Genomic DNA, 17,540 nt, shown 5'->3' with positions numbered 1-17,540 from the left:
AATGCGCCAGCAGTTTCGGCTGTTAGCGCGCAGCCGCAGTCAGCAGACGTTTGGATCGACCTTAAACCAGAGACATTCCGAAAGCAGTATGACGAGCTGGCAACGGCCGACGGGAATGATACGATCCGGCGGATGAGCAAGACAAAAGATGGAATCGAAGTAACGCTTAATGACGAACGTTTTCAACGAGGGATAGCTGAACTGAAGAAGCTCGATTTGGCGAATGGGCACTTTGAGAGCCAGCTCGGAATTCACCTCTACGTCAACAGTGCTGACAAGATTACAAGGATTGGCGTGGTAGGGGACCGATCCGATCCCGTCAATCTTATGCACTTTGTCGGTGCCGTGGGCATAGTCAATAACATGCTGAATCCGGGCTCGGATAAAAAAGCGAATACGGACTTTCTCGCGTCTCTAAGCCTTATGAGGGGCGATGCCGACGCGTCCATAGGGCAGCCGGTTTCAGCATTCAACCACGGCGGAGCATTCGCATGTATTTCGATGCCTTCCGAACAATCGACCAGTGTCGCCTGCGTTATGACGCCGCGCTCATAGTTGGTCGCCCGCTCCAGGCCAAAACTCGATAGAGATTTCTGCGCGGGACTGCGGAGCCGATGTGCGCTGGACAATTCAGCGATGGCGATGGGCTGGTGGACCGGTGAAGGTGCGCGGCGTCAGGAGATCGGTCGCGCTTGATCTGCCGATTGTCCATCCTCGTTACTTGCGCAATTTCTGCGCTCGCCACACTGCATACTGCACGGCAGAAAGCTCGCGTAAGGGCGTTCGCAATGACGGCGAAGGGCACGACATACCCGGTGTCCCTGCGGGCCTATAGCACGGCCGTAGCGACGCTGGACAGCGGTACGGTTCACGGCGTGTCCGTTTTCGTGACTGGCAATTACGCGGCACGCCGTTCCATGTCTATGTTTTCCCAGCAAAGGGACGCTAGCTCGCCCCGGCGCATTCCCCTAGCGACAGCATGCCTGATGAAGTCGTGCAGGTCCGGCGAGTTGGATGCAAGCTGCACCCAGCAAGACGCGGCGCGACACGAGCAACGGCCTTCCAAAACGTAGGTCACACGTTCGAATTGTGTAGGGCGGGCCAGCTTGATCCCTCGAAGACCTTCACCAGTCCGCCCCCGGTTTACCCAACCCCCTCACTCGACCGTCACCGATTTCGCCAGATTCCTCGGCTTGTCGATATCCGCGCCACGCAAACACGCCGCGTGATATGCGAGCAACTGCAACGGCACCACATGCAGGATCGGCGACAACAGCCCGTAGTAATCCGGCATCCGCAGCACCGACACGCCTTCGCTGTTGTCGATCCGCGTATCGGCATCGGCGAACACGTAAAGCTGCCCGCCGCGCGCCCGCACTTCCTGCATGTTCGACTTCAGCTTCTCGAGCAGCGCGTCGTTCGGCGCGATCGTCGCGACGGGCATCGTGTGCGTCACGAGCGCCAGCGGCCCGTGCTTCAACTCACCCGCGGGATACGCCTCCGCGTGGATATACGAAATCTCCTTCAGCTTCAGCGCACCTTCGAGCGCGATCGGGTAGTGCAGCCCGCGCCCGAGAAACAGCGCATTCTCGTGTTGCGAGAATTCCGCCGCCCAGCGCTCGATCTGCGGCTCGAGCCCGAGCACATCCTCGAGCGCACCAGGCAGCCGCCGCAATTGCATCGTGTAGCGCGCGAGCTGCGCATCGTCGACGTAGCCGCGCAGCCGGCCGAGCGTGACGGCGAGAATGAACAGCGCGACCAGCTGCGTCGTGAACGCCTTGGTCGACGCGACGCCGATTTCAGGGCCGGCCCGCGTCAGGAAGCGCAGGCCGGTCTGCCGCATCATCGCGCTGGTCGGCACGTTGCAGATCGCCAGCGTGTCGATATGGCCGAGCGCCTGCGCGTACTTGAGCGCGGCGAGCGTGTCGGCGGTCTCGCCGGATTGCGACACGCTCACCACCAGCGTATTCGGTATCGCGAGCGCGTCGCTGTAACGGTATTCGCTCGCGATCTCGACCTGCGCGGGCACGCGCGCGATCGTTTCGAGCCAGCGGCGCGCGGTCAGGCCGGAATAGTGACTCGTGCCGCACGCGAGAATCAGCACGTTGTCGATCTGCTCGAACGCCCGCGCGGCGTCGGGGCCGAATACGGCCGGGTCGAACAGCCCCGCATCCGGGAGGGTCGCGGCCACGGCCTTCGGTTGCTCGAAAATCTCCTTCTGCATGAAATGCCGGTACGGTCCGAGTTCGACCGCGGCCTGCGCAGAGGAAATGGTTTGTACCGCGCGCTCGACCGGCGCGCCGCCGCGATCGAGTATGCGCACGCCGCCCGGCGTCAACTCGACGATGTCGCCTTCCTCGAGAAAGATGAAGCGGTCGGTGATGCCGGCAAGCGCGAGCGCGTCGGAGGCGAGAAAGCATTCGCCGTCCTTCAAGCCGACGACGAGCGGTGAGCCGACCTTCGCACCGATCAGCCGCTGCGGCTCGTGCTTGCTGAATACGGCGATCGCGTACGCGCCGTGAAGCTGTGATGTCGCTGCACGCACGGCGGCGAGCAGGTCGCCGCGATACTGGCTGTGGATCAGGTGCGCGACGACTTCGGTGTCGGTCTGGCCGTCGAATTCGTAGTGTGCGTCAGAAAGTTGCTTGCGCAACGTTTCGTGGTTCTCGATGATGCCGTTGTGCACGAGCGCGATTTCGTTGCGCGAGAAGATCGGATGCGCGTTGCAGGTTGCCGGTGCGCCGTGCGTCGCCCAGCGCGTGTGCGCGATGCCCGTGCTGCCGGCGAGGCCGGTGGTGCGCACGTGCGCGTCGAGATCGGCGACACGCGACACACTGCGTTCGCGACGCGCCTGGCCGTCGACGATCGTCGCCACGCCGCACGAATCGTAGCCGCGGTACTCGAGGCGACGCAAACCTTCAATCAGAATCGGGACGATGTCCCGTTGCGCGACTGCGCCGACGATGCCACACATCACACGTCTCCTACCTGTCAGTCATCATGGATCGCGCACGCCGTTGCGTCAGCGCGATGCGGTTGCCGCTGCCGTCGTGAATCCGCATCGAGCGGGGATGACGGGCGCGGCCGTCCGGTGTTCGAATGCCAGATAAAGCGACTCCTCCAGTACGTTCCAGTGCGCGCCGTGCCGGTATGGGCCCGATCGTGCTTGCCAGCAGGCGACGGTGCCCCAATCGTTCATCTTGAGCGCAACCAGCGCGATCAAGCTCCACGGATAATCGGTGTTGGCGAGTTGCGGCCAGCTCTTGCCGTACTTCCGCATCCACTGCGCGTAGATCGTCTCGCCAGATTGTTCGGGTACCTGAATACCGGAAAGGAGCGGGAGGATCTGCGCGATCTTCGCCGGATAAAAACTCGTATCGCTGATCTGCTGCGTGCTCGCACGAAAGCCGGATCCGGTGCCGCGCCAGAAGACCTTCAGGATCGCGGATGCCAGCTGGTCGGAACGCTGGCTCCACGGACCCGCATGCGTGTAGTCGGCGCGTCGGACGTAGTACGCGGCGAGGGCCTGGAACGCGCTGTGTACTTCGACGTTGTCCATCAGCAATGAGACATGCAGCGACGACGAGATCTGATAGACGCCGGAGGGCTTGTCGAGCAGGGTGTCCAGGTGCGAACCGGCGCGGTTCAGGCTGAGTTCCCACGCGGCGGGCAAGCCGTCGGGCGGCGCGAAGCGGGCGAGCAGTTCGATCCAGGTCGCCATCATCGCGTCGTCGGTTTCCGCGTCGGCGCATGCGCGGTAGCGGCCATTCTTCATGCAGTAGCGATCGAAGCCGCCATCCTGGCGCTGGCGCGGCAGCAGCCATGCGATCCACGCGAGTGCAGCCTGACGGGCATCAAGTTGCGCGTCGGACGCGGCGAGCAGCGCCTTCGCCGCGAAATACGGGTCGATGCCGACGCCGTTCAGGCGCACGGTGATCGCACCGTCGGCGCGTTGGTACAGCCCGTTGAGGCGAAGTTCGGCGGCGCTCGCGTGCAGCGCGAAACCGCACGCAGCGATACAGCAGGCGACGTGCCACAGGCGACACAGCGCGACGGTGGCCGCTACGCGCGAGCGTACGGTCGGGCAAAGCGCGGGCCGGTTCATGGTCTTGGGCTCCTGCGCGGTGGTCCTGTGCAATCGTCGCCGGGCGCGGCGTTGGCCGTGTCGCGCCTGGCTGACGTGTCGACGTTGTGGCTCGGGTCACCGTAGTGCGGGTGAACCCGAGGCTGGTACCTATGTTTGCGTTCACGGGCCGGTTCCTTGCTTCGGAGCGGGAACCAGGCTCGTGGATCACGCGTACTTCGACAGGGCGCGTCGGCACGCTGGAGCACTCGTCATACGCCCCACGCGGACGCGTCGCGTTTCCTTCCTGTTTCGTTGCCCGGGCGCCCTCGTTCGTCCGCTGCCGGGCGAGTGTTTCGGGGCACACGTGTCCGTCATCAAGCAAGGCGTGAGCCATCGGCCGCGATGCCACGCGCAGCAAGGAGCGGGGGTGGAGGGTGCGCGCATGGCGCGAACGACGGCGGAGATTTTTGATTCATCGAAGAATCAGTGTGCCCCCCCCGGCCGGATGCCCGCACGTGATCGGCGTCGCAGCATGTACGTGTCGAGCGTCGAGCGAATTGTCTGCCGAACCTGCGCCGCCTTGGCAGTGCGACGCCGCGCGCCGATGCGCATCGAGTCGTTCGTTGCGTGTGCATCGACCGGAATGCCGGCGCATTCCATGAGGGCGCGTGCGTTGCATGGGCCGGACGCCGATGCGACAACCCCGTTCCGGATCCGCGTTACACATTCGCAACATTTCCCACCCCGTCGATTCGTGCGACGTGAATGACTTTGCGTGTCGAATTGATCCGTCGAGCATGACCACGGCCAGACGATCGCTCGCGCCGTCGGCTGCACAGACAAAAGTGGCGGAGCGAGGAAGCGCAACGCGTTTCGACGGATGCGAGCGATTCGATGCGCAACGGACGCTCGGCATGCATTCGAGATTCCTCGGACGACGTCGTCGAAGGGACCGTGCGACTGCCCGGATATTTGCCTGTATCGCGCCTGGGTGGCGCTGCGACACACGTAGCAGTTGTGAAACATTCCGTCGCGCACGGTGGGTGCGCGGTGCATGCAGTGTGAACTGGACACGGTCGCAGGGCGGCTGGTTTGAATATTGCTGTAAGGAAAAGACGTGACGAACAGACGGGACGCCTGGCCAAGCGAGGAACGACTCATGACGTGACTGATCAAGTGGCAACGGGACGCCGGTAGTACGACGATTCGCGTGGCGCAGACCGCGCGAACCAGGTGGCGTGCTCGCTCCGCGACACCGCAGCGTGTCGACCGTGTGCGAGTACGGGAGGCGCCGCCTGAATACATGCTTCGCACCGCGAGCAGGTTCATTCAGCGCGAAACGGTTCAACGAGGATAACGATGAAAAAGATTTTGCTTGTGTTCGGGACTCGGCCGGAGGCCATCAAGATGGCACCGCTGGTGCGTGCTTTGAAGGCACAAGCCGGTGTCGACGCCAGGGTATGCGTGACCGCGCAGCACCGCGAAATGCTCGATCAGGTGCTGACGCTGTTCGACATCAAGCCCGACTACGATCTCAACGTGATGCGCCGAAGTCAGACGCTGACCGACGTGACGACGGGCATTCTGCAGGCAATCGGCATCGTCTTCGACGAATTGCGTCCGGACGTCGTGCTGGTCCACGGCGATACAACGACCACGCTCGCGGTCAGTCTCGCGGCGTTTTACCGCTATCTGCCGGTCGGGCACGTGGAGGCCGGCTTGCGTAGCGGTGACATCTGGTCGCCCTGGCCGGAGGAGCTGAACCGCCGCGTGACCGATGCCGTGTCGTCGTGGCATTTCGCACCGACCGGGCAGGCACGGGACAACCTGCTCAGCGAGGGCGTATCGGGCGGGGCGGTCGTGCTGACCGGCAATACCGTGATCGATGCGCTGCACGACGTCAAGCGCATGCTCGATCACACCACGGCGTTGTCGGAGAAGGTTGCGGGACAGTTTCCGTTTCTCGAACCGTCGCGGCGCGTCGTGTTGATCACCGGGCATCGTCGCGAAAGTTTCGGCGAGCCGTTCCAGAATTTCTGCGATGCGCTGTGCACGCTCGCGAACCGCTATCCCGACGCGCAGTTCGTCTATCCGCTGCACATGAATCCGAACGTGCGAGAGCCGGCGCGCACCCGGCTCGGCCACCTGCCGAACATCTACCTGATCGAGCCGCAGGAGTATCTGTCGTTTGTATTCCTGATGTCTCGCGCGCATTTCATCATCACCGATTCGGGCGGCATTCAGGAAGAAGGGCCGGCGCTGGGCAAGCCGGTGCTGGTTACGCGCGAGACGACGGAGCGGCCCGAAGCGATTCAAGCCGGCACCGCGCGGCTCGTCGGTACCGATCAGGAACGGATCGTGTGGGAGGCATCACGGCTGTTCGATAGCGACAGCGCGTACGGGGAAATGGCGCGGGCGAGCAATCCATACGGCGACGGTCACGCGAGCGAGCGGATCGTTCACGCGCTGATGCGTAATCCGGGGGCACCCGCGAAGGCAACGACCTTTTCGATGCGGTCGTCGGAGATGCCGTTCAATGCGCTCACGCTGGGGTTGCAGGCGTTGAGATCGCCGTGAGCGTGGCTGGGCACCCGCATGCCGTACGAGCGGGGTGCCCGCAATCACTGGAGCGCCGATCGAGGCCACGCTGGTCGGGAATCGTACCGGGTAGCCCGGCGCGGCATCGTTCCCGGCCGGCGTTGGCAATCCATTGAAGCGCGTGCAATCGGCTTGAAGCACTGGCGCTCGACGTCAGCGCCATGTGACGCACCAGCGTCGCCCCCTCATCGCCCGCCGGGACGGGCGCGTCAGTGGGTCCCACTCGCGTGACGAGCGTCATGCGTCATCGATTCCCTTTCAACCTCTCCCCGGTTTGTCACTCGCCCGTGCCGACATGCACCGGCGACGCAAAACTGCCGCACATCAGTTAGAGTTGGAGCCCGGGCGATTCCGCATACGATTCTGGCTCCCGTGAGCAATGTCGAAGCTGCCGGGGCCGGACATGGCACGCAGGTGCCGCGATCCGGGTCGCCCTTTCTGGCAGTTCCGACATGATCGCGTTGCCGGCGTGACGGTTTGCATGGGGCAGAATCCGGGCGGGTGCGTGCCCGCTATCCATCCGGATCGCATGCCCGATGGCCATCCCCAGCCCGCCGCGCCGATCACGACGCATTGACCGCCGGTCCTGCCGGCGGGGCAGTCCACAAGACGGCGCGGGACCGGCGCAGCAGAGCGCACCCGCCGCCGTTCGAATCCCCACCGGCACCCGTGGTGCGATGCGGGCGCCTCGACCAGGAGGTGAACGATGATCACGCTGACCGTCAACGGTAGCGAGCAACACTTCGACGGCAATCCCGACATGCCGTTGCTCTGGTATCTGCGCGATGTTCTCGGCCATACCGGCACCAAGTTCGGCTGCGGCATGGCGCTGTGCGGCGCCTGCACCGTGCACCTCGACGGCGTGGCGATCCGCTCGTGCATCACCCCGGTCGCGGCCGCTTCCGGCAAGCGCGTGACGACGATCGAGGGACTGTCGACGGACGTCGATCATCCGTTGCAGCAGGCCTGGCAGGAACTGAACGTCGCGCAGTGCGGCTACTGCCAGTCCGGGCAGATCATGCAGGCCGCATCGCTGCTGAAGACGAATCCCCATCCGACCGACGCTGACATCGACGATGCGATGTCCGGCAACATCTGCCGCTGCGGCACCTACACGCGCATTCGTGCGGCGATCCGCCTGGCCGTACGCCGCGGAGGTGCCGCATGAGCGCGCCGGAACTCTCCGTCCATAACGAAAGCCGTCGCGCGCTGCTGCTCGGCTTCGCATCCGGCGGGCTGCTGCTCGCGTTCGGCGTGCCGTCGCTCGTCCACGCGGCGACATCGGTGCAGCCACCCGTCAGCGCGAATCCGCAGTATGGCGGCGCGGGGATGCCGCACGGGTTGCGCGACGATCCGCACCTGTTCGTCGCGATCGCACCGGACGGTACGGTCACCGTGACCTGCATCCGTTCCGAGATGGGGCAGGGCGTGCGGACGAGCGTCGCGCTCGTGGTGGCGGACGAGCTGGGCGCCGACTGGGCGCGCGTGAAGGTCGCGCAGGCCGTCGGCGACGAGCCGCGCTACGGCAACCAGAACACCGACGGTTCGCGCAGCCTGCGCCAGAGCTTCGCGGCGCTGCGCCGCGCGGGCGCGGCCGCGCGCACGATGCTCGAGCAGGCCGCGGCAGCGACGTGGGGCGTCGACGTGCGTCAGGTGAAGGCGACGGTGCACGAGGTCGTCGACACGAAAACCGGACGCAAGCTCGGCTTCGGCGAACTGGCCGCGAAGGCAGCCGCGCTGCCGGTGCCCGATACGAAAGGCGTGGCGTTGAAAGCGCCGACCGAATTCCGCTATATCGGCAAGGGCAAGACGGCGCTGATCGACGGACGCGACATCGTCGGCGGCCGCGCGCACTACGGGATCGACACGCGGCTCGACGGGATGTTGTATGCGGTCGTCGCGCGACCGCCGGCCTACGGTGACACGGTGGCGTCGTTCGACGCATCGGCGGCGGAGAAGCTGCCGGGTGTCGTCAAGGTCGTGCAGCTGGCGCAACCACCGCTGCCGTCCGGTTTCCAGCCGCTCGGCGGCGTGGCCGTCGTCGCGCGCGATACGTGGACGGCGATCCAGGCGCGCGCGCAACTGAAGATCGACTGGAAGCGAGGGCCCAACGCGAACTACGATTCCGCCGCGTATCGCCAGACGCTCGAAGCGGCTGCCGCGCAACCGGGGGACGTGATCCGCAACGACGGCGACGCGGCGGCGGCGCTGGCCGGCGCCGCGAAGCGCGTGCGTGCGACGTACTACATCCCGCATCTCGCGCACGCGACGATGGAGCCGCCCGCGGCCGTCGCGCGCGTGGCCGACGGCCGCTGCGAAGTGTGGACCTGCACGCAGGCGCCGCAGACCACGCGCGACGAGGTCGCGAAGGCGCTCGGGTTGCCGACGGATCGCGTGACGGTCAACGTGACGCTGCTCGGCGGCGGTTTCGGCCGCAAGTCGAAGCCCGACTACGTGGTGGAGGCGGCGCTGCTGTCGAAGGCGGTCGGCGCGCCCGTCAAGCTGACGTTCACGCGCGAGGACGACATCGCGCACGACTATTTTCACGCGGTGTCGCTCGAGGCGTTCGACGGCGGGATCGATGCGTCGGGGAAAGTGGTCGCGTGGCAGCATCGCACGGTCGCGCCGTCGATCCAGTCGACGTTCAGGGCCGGTGTCGTGCATGAGCAGCCGGGGGAACTCGCACAAGGGATCGCCGACCTGCCGTTCGCGATTCCGAACGTACGGATCGAGAATCCGGCCGCGGAAGCGCACACGCGGATCGGCTGGTTCCGCTCGGTCTACAACATCCCGCATGCGTTCGGCATCCAGAGTTTTGTATCGGAGCTGGCGCACGCGGCCGGTCGCGACCCGAAGGATTTCCTGCTCGACCTGATCGGGCCTGCACGGCGTTTCGAGCCGCACATCACGGTGAAGAACACGAATTACGGCGAGGATCCGGCGCTGTATCCGATCGATACCGGCCGGCTGCGGCGCGTGGTCGAGACGGTCGCGCGCGGCGCCGGCTGGGGGCGCAAGCTGCCGAAGGGGCACGGGCTCGGGATCGCCGCGCATCGCAGCTTCGTGTCGTACACGGCGGCGGTGTGCGAGGTGCAGGTCGATGCCGACGGCAAGATCACGGTGCCGCGAGTCGACATCGCGATCGACTGCGGGCCGCAGGTCAATCCGGAGCGGGTACGCTCGCAGCTCGAGGGCGCGGTGGTGATGGGGCTCGGCATCGCGCTGCACGGCGAGATCACGTTCAAGGACGGCCATCCGGAGCAGAGCAACTTCAACGGCTTCCAGGTGCTGCGCATGAACGAGACGCCGCGCGAAATCCGCGTGCATCTCGTCGCACCGGACGACTTTGCGACACCGCTCGGCGGCGTGGGCGAGCCGGGCCTGCCGCCCGTTGCGCCGGCGCTGACCAATGCGATCTTCGCGGCGACCGGCACGCGCATCCGCAGCCTGCCGGTTGCCGATCAGCTCGCGAAGCCCCGGGCAGGGTGACACAATCCCCAGGCCGGGCCGCATCGTGCGGCCCGGTACGCATCCATCCTTGAACGAGGAGTGTCGACGTGGCCTCATCCGATGTCAGCGTGAAGCAGGCAGTTTCCCCCACCGAATGGGACGCGCGAGTCAACCTGGCGGCGGCTTACCGCCTCACCGCGCTGTTCGGCTGGGACGATCTCGTGTTCACCCATATTTCCGCGCGCGTGCCCGGCCCCGAGCATCACTTCCTGATCAACCCGTACGGGATGATGTTCGACGAGATCACGGCATCGTCGCTGGTGAAGGTCGATCTCGACGGACGCAAGGTGTCCGAATCACCTTACGAGATCAATCCGGCCGGCTTCACCATCCACAGCGCGGTGCATGCGGCCCGCGACGACGCGCTGTGCGTGATGCATACGCATTCGATCAACGGCGTCGCCGTGTCGGCGCAGGAAGGCGGCTTGCTGCCGCTGTCGCAGCAGTCGCTCGGCGTGCTGGCGTCGCTCGGCTATCACGACTACGAGGGCATTGCGCTCAACGAGGGCGAGAAGGCGCGCCTCGTGCGCGACCTCGGCGCCAACACGAACCTGATGCTGCGCAATCATGGCCTGCTGACCGTCGGCGCGACGCCGGCGGACGCGTTCGTCGCGATGTATTTCTTCGAAGCGGCCTGCATGATCCAGGTCCGTGCGCAGGCGGGCGGCTCGGCGCTGTTGCCGATCGCGCAACCGATTCTCGACGGCATCAAGCAGCAGATCGCCGCGGTGACGCGCGGGATGGGCGCCGGGGCGCTCGTCTGGCCCGGCTTGCTGCGCCGGCTCGATCGGCGCAATCCCGGTTACGCGGACTAGCGGATCCGTCGTTGTCGTTTTAGAACGACCGTGCTAAATTCCTGCCAGCACTTTCAGTCAGGCAACCCTTCATTCGGCTGACGAAGCCGGCCCCGGGAGGCAGCACGATGAGCTTGTTGATGTCGCGACGCGATCTCGCGTTCCTGCTGTATGACTGGCTCGACGCGGAAGCGCTCGTCGCGCTGCCGCGTTACGCCGAGCACAGTCGCGAGACGTTCGACGCGGTGCTCGACACCAGCGAGCGGATTGCCGAAGACCTGTTCGCGCCGCATGCGGCGCGTGGCGATCGCGAGGAACCGCAGTTCGACGGCGAGCGCGTGACGCTGATCCCGGACGTCGAACCGGCCGTGCGCGCCTTCGCGGACGCCGGGCTGATCGCCGCGGGCCATGACGAAGCGCTCGGCGGCATGCGCTTGCCGAAGCTGGTCGAAGCCGCATCGTTCCTGTTCTTCCAGGCCGCGAACATCGCGACGTCCGCCTATCCGTTCCTGACCGCCGCCAACGCGAACCTGCTCGTCGCGCACGGCAGCGCCGCGCAGATCGACGCGTTCGCGCGCCCGGAGCTGGAAGGGCGCTATTTCGGCACCATGTGCCTGTCCGAGCCGCAAGCCGGTTCGTCGCTGTCCGACATCGCGACGCGCGCGGATTTCGAAGGCGACTCGCCGCTCGGCCCGCGCTACCGGCTGACCGGCAACAAGATGTGGATCTCGGGCGGCGAACACGAGTTGACGGAGAACATCGTCCACCTCGTGCTCGCGAAGATTCCCGACGAACACGGCCGGCTGCTGCCCGGTACGCGCGGCATTTCGCTGTTCATCGTGCCCAAGTACCTGCCGGGCGCCGACGGCGCGGCGCTGGGCGAGCACAACGACGTGGTGCTCGCGGGGCTGAACCACAAGATGGGTTACCGCGGCACCACCAACTGCCTGCTGAACTTCGGCGAGGGTACGCGCTACCGTCCCGAAGGGCGTGCGGGCGCGATCGGCTATCTGGTCGGCCAGCCGAACCACGGCCTCGCCTACATGTTCCACATGATGAACGAAGCGCGCATCGGTGTCGGCGCGGGCGCGGTGGCGCTCGGCTATACGGGTTATCTGCACGCGCTCGACTATGCGCGCAACCGGCCGCAAGGGCGCCCGCTCGGGCCGGCGGGCAAGGATGCCGCCGCGCCGCAGGCGCCGATCGTCGAACATCCGGACGTGCGGCGCATGCTGCTCGCGCAGAAGGCCTACGTCGAAGGCGGTCTCGCGCTGATCCTGTATTGCGCGAAGCGAGTCGATGAAGCACGCGCGCACGACGATGCGGACGTGCGCGCCGATGCCACGCGCCTGCTCGACATCCTGACGCCGATCGCGAAAAGCTGGCCGTCGCAGTGGTGTCTCGCTGCGAACGACCTCGCGATCCAGGTGCACGGCGGCTATGGCTACACGCGCGATTACGCGGTCGAGCGGCTCTATCGCGACAATCGTCTCAATCCGATTCACGAAGGCACGCATGGGATCCAGGCGCTCGACCTGCTGGGCCGCAAGGTCGCACAGGACGATGGTGCGTTGCTGCACGCACTCGATGCGCGGATCGGCGCGACCGTCGAACGCGCGCGGACGCTCGATGCCGGCCTGCGCGAACAGGCCGATGCGCTGGCGAAGCGGTGGGCGCGGCTGGTCGAGGTCACACGGCAACTCGGCGCGATCGGCGATCCGCAGGCGCGGCTCGCGAACGCGAGCGTCTACCTGGAAGCGTTCGGCCATCTCGTCGTTGCATGGCTGTGGCTCGACGTGACGCTCGCCGCGCACGGGCACGCCGACGATTTCCACGACGGCAAGCGTGCGGCGGCCCGTTATTTCTTCAACTGGGAATTGCCGAAAGTGGATGCGCAGCTCGATCTGCTCGCGAGCGTCGACACGACGACGCTCGACATGCGCGACGCGTGGTTCTGATCATGGCTTCACCAAAATTCCGGAATGCAGACGATGTCGCGGATGCCGATTCCGTCGGCTGTTGCGTATTCGGCGTGAACCGGCCATGCGGGCATGTCCCGCGGGATGACTCGACGCGCGGCGGCGCCGCACAAGGAGAGAGACGAACATGAAAGCCCTGTTGTGTACTGCATTCGGCCCGATCGACAGCTTGCGCATCGAGGACGTGGCGATTCCCGAACCGGCCGCGGGCCAGGTCCGGGTTCAGGTGAAGGCCGCGTCGCTCAATTTCCCCGACGCGCTGATCGTCCAGGGGCTGTACCAGGTGAAGCCGGCGCTGCCGTTTTCGCCGGGCGCGGAATTTGCCGGCGTGATCGACGCGGTGGGCGAGGGCGTGACCGCGTGGCGGCCGGGTGATTCGGTCGTCGCGTTCACCGGGCACGGCGGGTTTGCGCAGCAGTGCGTGGCCGACGTGCACCAGATTGCCGCGCTGCCGCCGGGCATGACATTCGAGCAGGGCGCGGCGCTCGTGCTCGCGTACGGCACGTCACTGCACGCGTTGCAGCAGCGGGCGCGGCTGCAAGAGGGCGAGACGTTGCTCGTACTGGGCGCGGCGGGCGGCGTTGGCCTCGCCGCGATCGAGATCGCGAAGGCGCTCGGCGCGCGCGTGATCGCGGCGGCGTCGAGTGCGGACAAGCTGGCGCTGTGCCGTGAAGCGGGCGCCGACGAGACGATCGACTATGCGACCGAAGACCTGCGCCGCCGAGTGGACGAGTTGACCGGCGGGCGCGGTGCCGACGTCGTCTACGATCCGGTGGGCGGTGCCTACAGCGAAGCGGCGTTGCGCGCGACCGCGTGGCGTGGCCGGTTCCTCGTGGTCGGCTTCGCCGCCGGCGAGATCCCGAAGCTCGCGCTGAACCTGGCGCTGCTCAAGGAGCGCGACATTCTGGGTGTGTTCTGGGGCGATGCGGTGCGCCGCGATCCGAAGCAGCATGTCGCGAACATGCGCCTGCTCGCCGAATGGTTCGCGGCCGGCAAGGTGCGACCCGCGATCACCGAGCGCGTGTCGCTGGCCGATGCGGCCGATGCGATCGCGCGGATGGCCAACCGGCAGGTGAAGGGCAAGGTGGTGATCCTGCCGGACGCGTGACCGGCTTTTCGCGCGCGGCGTGCCGCGTTCCGGCACACGCCGCGCGGTTGCGGTTCAGCGCTCGTGCGGGTTAGGCAATCTGCTGCAGAAGGGCCGCGACGCGCTGCCCGAGCGCACGATGCTGATCGGCCGCGAAGTGAACGCCATCCACCGGGCTCACCTCGATGATCGCGCCGGCATCGAGAAAGTGCGCGCCGGCATCGCTCGCCACCTGTTCGTACCGCTTCGCGAGCTGCCTCGACTTCGCGGCGCCGCCCGCGAAGATCTCGCCGAGGAAGCCGACCTCGACGATCGGCGCAGGCGCCATCAGCACGAGCTTCGGTGACGTACCGGACGGGCCGGCACCGCACGCAGCGATCTCGGCAAGCAGCACGCCGACCGACGTCGCGATGTCGGCGGGTGTGACCGAGAAGCGTGTCTTCAGATCGTTGGTCCCGAGCATCAGCACGACGACATCGATGGGCAAGTGACTTTCGAGGCACGCGCGCAGATACGACAAGCCGTTCTTGTGCCGGCCTTCGATCGGATCGTCATGGACGGTCGTGCGCGCGGGCAACCCTTCTTCGATGACCCGCCAGCTCGCGCCGAGCGTGTGCGCCAGCACGCCGGTCCAGCGTTCTTCGCGCGCGAACCGCTCCAGTACGCCGGCACGCGTCATCGGGCGTGTGCCGTGCGTGTTCGAATCACCGTAGCAGAGCACGGTTTTCTGCGTCATCGTCATGTCCTCCATCAGTCGTTCAGTCTTTCGGCAAGCGCAGCACGTCGAGCGCATGCTGCGAGAATTCGACCCAGAACCGCTCGTTCGCGATGCCGGCCTGCAGGACCAGGTGCCGAAGGCGCTTCGTGCGCGAATCGACCGCTTCCGAGAAATCGCGTGCCTCGATCTGCAGATACAGGTCGAGCTTCTCCTGGTGCAACGCGATGCGCCGCCTGATTTCGTCCTCGAGGCCGGCCGGGCCGAGCACCGCTTCCGCACGCAGGCGCACCATCAACGCCTCGCGCAGCGGCGTCGGGTCTTCCTGTTCGGCGATCCAGCGCCGCAGCTCCTTCTTGCCGGCCGGCAGGATCCGGTACGCGCGCTTGCGGCCGCGCCCCGATTCGGCCGGCAGCGATTCGATCCAGCCCGTTTCCTCGAGACGCCCCAGCTCGCGGTAGATCTGCTGATGCGTCGCCTGCCAGAAATAGCCGATCGAGCGATCGAAGCGGTCGGCGAGTTCGGAGCCGGAACCCGGGCGTTCGGCGAGAGCGGTGAGGAGGGCGTGGGGCAGGGACATGTCGGATCGGAGGCGGCCTCGGAATGAACCGCATCTTGCCATATCGGGGCCACAGTACAAGAAGACGGATGCGTTTATGCAACGGGTTGCATAAACGAAGGTGGTCGACTACTATCTGTGCAACTTGTTGCATAAAAAATGGAGACACCCCATGACGTCGCGTTATCCGCATCTGACGACCCCGCTCGAGCTTGGCTTCACGTCGCTCAGGAATCGAGTGCTGATGGGGTCGATGCATGTGGGCCTCGAGGAAGCGCCGAACGGCTTCGAGCGGATGGCGGCGTTCTATGCGGAGCGTGCGCGCGGCGAGGCCGGCCTGATCGTCACGGGCGGAGTCGCGCCGAACGAGCGGGGCCGTCCGGCGCCCGGCGGCGCGATGCTGACGACCGAAGCGGAAGCCGAGCGTCATCGTGTCGTGACGCGCGCGGTGCATGCGGAGGGCGGCAAGATCGCGCTGCAGATCCTGCATTTCGGGCGCTACGCGTATCACCCGGCACTCGCCGCGCCGAGCGCGTTGAAGGCGCCAATCAATCCGTTCACGCCGCATGCGCTCGCCAGCGAAGAAGTCGGCGAGACGATCGCCGATTTCGTCCGATGCGCGGTGCTCGCGCAGCATGCGGGCTACGACGGCGTCGAGATCATGGGGTCCGAGGGCTATCTGATCAACGAATTCATCGCCGCGCGCACGAACCATCGCGATGACGCATGGGGCGGCGCCTACGAGAACCGCATCCGCTTCCCGGTCGAGATCGTGCGGCGCGTGCGTGAACGGGTCGGCACGAACTTCATCATCATCTACCGGTTGTCGATGCTCGATCTCGTCGAAGGCGGCTCGACGCTCGACGAAGTGATCCGGCTCGCGCAGGCGATCGAAGCGGCCGGTGCAACGATCATCAATACGGGCATCGGCTGGCACGAGGCGCGCATTCCGACCATCGCGACGAAGGTGCCGCGCGCCGCTTACGCCTGGGTCACGCGGCAGTTGATGGGCAAGGTCGGCATCCCGCTCGTCGCGACCAACCGGATCAACACGCCGGAAGTCGCGGAGCAACTGCTGGCCGACGGCTATTGCGACATGGTGTCGATGGCGCGGCCGTTTCTCGCCGATGCCGAGTTCGTCCGCAAGGCGCGGGAAGGGCGCGCGGACGAAATCAACACGTGCATCGGCTGCAACCAGGCCTGCCTCGACCACACGTTCAGCGGCAGGATCACGTCGTGCCTCGTGAATCCGCGCGCGTGCCATGAAACCGAGCTCGTGATTCGCCCCGCACAGCGGCGCAAGCGGATCGCGGTGGTCGGCGCCGGGCCGGCAGGCCTCGGCTTCGCGGTCACCGCGGCCGAGCGCGGTCATGCGGTGACGCTGTACGAAGCCGGCGCCGAGATCGGCGGCCAGTTCAATATCGCGAAGAAGGTGCCCGGCAAGGAAGAGTTCAACGAGACGCTGCGCTATTTCCGCCGGCAGATCGAACTGCGGGGCGTGACGCTCCACCTCAATACGCGTGCGACCGCCGAGATGCTGCTGCAACACGAATTCGACGAAGTGGTGATCGCGACGGGCATCGTGCCGCGCACGCCGCCGATCGACGGTGTCGGGCACGCCAAGGCGCTCGGCTATCTCGATGTCCTGCGCGACGGCAAGGCAGTGGGCCGCAATGTTGCGATCGTCGGCGCCGGCGGGATCGGCTTCGACGTCGCGGAATATCTCGTGCATCGTGCGGGCGCCGGGCACGTCGATGCGGACCGCTTCTTCGCCGAGTGGGGTGTCGACCCGTCGTATGCGAACGCAGGCGGCTTGCGTCATGCGCACCCCGAGCCGGCGGCGCGGCAAATCCATCTGCTGCAGCGCAAGGCATCGAAGGTCGGCGACGGGCTCGGCAAGACCACCGGATGGATTCACCGCACGGCGCTGAAGGCGCGCGGCGTCGGGATGTCGTCGGCGGTGACCTACCGGCGCATCGACGACGAAGGATTCCACGTGACGATCGACGGCGTCGAGCAGACGCTGCCGGTGGACAACGTCGTGATCTGCGCCGGGCAGGAGCCGTTGCGCGAACTGGCGGAGCAACTGGAGGCCGCCGGGCGCAAGGTGCACGTGATCGGTGGCGCGTACGAAGCGGCCGAGCTCGACGCGAAGCGCGCGATTCACCAGGGCACGACGCTTGCCGCCACCCTTTGAGACCGATTCGTTTCTTTTCCGCCCGACGATACTGG

12 protein-coding genes are annotated in these 17,540 nt (G+C 66.1%); 8 read left to right on the top strand and 4 right to left on the bottom strand.

Going from position 1 to position 17,540, the window contains the following annotated elements; all coding sequences use genetic code 11:
• Positions 1-132 precede the first annotated feature (132 nt).
• A complete protein-coding gene (locus F3J15_RS24100; RefSeq protein ID WP_144020638.1) occupies positions 133-555 on the top strand; it encodes a hypothetical protein in 423 nt (140 codons plus the stop codon).
• Positions 556-1,156: 601 nt separating this feature from the next.
• Here F3J15_RS24100 and glmS read toward each other — a convergent pair.
• Positions 1,157-2,974 carry a glutamine--fructose-6-phosphate transaminase (isomerizing) gene (gene glmS / locus F3J15_RS24095; RefSeq protein ID WP_089445363.1) on the bottom strand — a complete coding sequence of 606 codons (1,818 nt, stop codon included), beginning with the start codon at positions 2,972-2,974 and terminating at the stop codon, positions 1,157-1,159.
• A gap of 48 nt (positions 2,975-3,022) precedes the next feature.
• Positions 3,023-4,105 carry a hypothetical protein gene (locus tag F3J15_RS24090; RefSeq protein ID WP_089445364.1) on the bottom strand — a complete coding sequence of 361 codons (1,083 nt, stop codon included), beginning with the start codon at positions 4,103-4,105 and terminating at the stop codon, positions 3,023-3,025.
• A gap of 1,320 nt (positions 4,106-5,425) precedes the next feature.
• Here F3J15_RS24090 and wecB point away from each other — a divergent pair.
• The 6 genes from wecB to F3J15_RS24060 all read left to right on the top strand — a co-directional run bounded on the left by wecB (position 5,426) and on the right by F3J15_RS24060 (position 14,055).
• Positions 5,426-6,643 carry a UDP-N-acetylglucosamine 2-epimerase (non-hydrolyzing) gene (gene wecB, locus F3J15_RS24085; RefSeq protein WP_089445365.1) on the top strand — a complete coding sequence of 406 codons (1,218 nt, stop codon included), beginning with the start codon at positions 5,426-5,428 and terminating at the stop codon, positions 6,641-6,643.
• Positions 6,644-7,370: 727 nt separating this feature from the next.
• On the top strand, positions 7,371-7,832 hold the full coding sequence (locus F3J15_RS24080) for a (2Fe-2S)-binding protein (RefSeq protein ID WP_089445366.1): 462 nt from the start codon (positions 7,371-7,373) through the stop codon (positions 7,830-7,832).
• Positions 7,829-10,153, top strand: a complete 2,325-nt coding sequence (locus F3J15_RS24075) for a xanthine dehydrogenase family protein molybdopterin-binding subunit (protein WP_166894492.1) — start codon at positions 7,829-7,831, stop codon at positions 10,151-10,153. Before F3J15_RS24080 ends, F3J15_RS24075 begins: the two co-directional genes overlap by 4 nt.
• Positions 10,154-10,221: 68 nt before the next feature.
• A complete protein-coding gene (locus F3J15_RS24070; RefSeq protein ID WP_166894490.1) occupies positions 10,222-10,989 on the top strand; it encodes a class II aldolase/adducin family protein in 768 nt (255 codons plus the stop codon).
• Positions 10,990-11,096: 107 nt separating this feature from the next.
• Positions 11,097-12,926, top strand: coding sequence for an acyl-CoA dehydrogenase (locus F3J15_RS24065; protein ID WP_166894488.1), 1,830 nt, complete (start codon positions 11,097-11,099; stop codon positions 12,924-12,926).
• Between the two features lie 148 nt (positions 12,927-13,074).
• Positions 13,075-14,055 (top strand): NADPH:quinone oxidoreductase family protein, encoded by a 981-nt coding sequence (locus F3J15_RS24060; RefSeq protein WP_069247686.1) that lies wholly within the window; start codon positions 13,075-13,077, stop codon positions 14,053-14,055.
• A 70-nt stretch (positions 14,056-14,125) separates the two neighbouring features.
• Here the strand turns inward: F3J15_RS24060 and F3J15_RS24055 are convergent, their stop codons facing one another.
• Both F3J15_RS24055 and F3J15_RS24050 read right to left on the bottom strand, forming a co-directional pair.
• Positions 14,126-14,770 carry an SGNH/GDSL hydrolase family protein gene (locus F3J15_RS24055; protein WP_166894486.1) on the bottom strand — a complete coding sequence of 215 codons (645 nt, stop codon included), beginning with the start codon at positions 14,768-14,770 and terminating at the stop codon, positions 14,126-14,128.
• Between the two features lie 22 nt (positions 14,771-14,792).
• The gene (locus F3J15_RS24050) at positions 14,793-15,329 is read right to left on the bottom strand and encodes a PadR family transcriptional regulator (protein ID WP_205190935.1); all 537 of its coding nucleotides are present in this window, start codon (positions 15,327-15,329) and stop codon (positions 14,793-14,795) included.
• A gap of 151 nt (positions 15,330-15,480) precedes the next feature.
• On the opposite strand from F3J15_RS24050, the gene F3J15_RS24045 reads away from it, so the two are divergent.
• Positions 15,481-17,505: an NADPH-dependent 2,4-dienoyl-CoA reductase gene (locus F3J15_RS24045; RefSeq protein ID WP_166894482.1), complete on the top strand. Its 2,025-nt coding sequence runs from the start codon at positions 15,481-15,483 to the stop codon at positions 17,503-17,505.
• Positions 17,506-17,540: the final 35 nt, after the last annotated feature.

This window comes from Burkholderia sp. Ap-955, assembly GCF_011753045.1.
GTDB lineage: Bacteria > Pseudomonadota > Gammaproteobacteria > Burkholderiales > Burkholderiaceae > Burkholderia > Burkholderia lata_D.
This window is presented reverse-complemented; position numbering and strand designations above follow the sequence as displayed.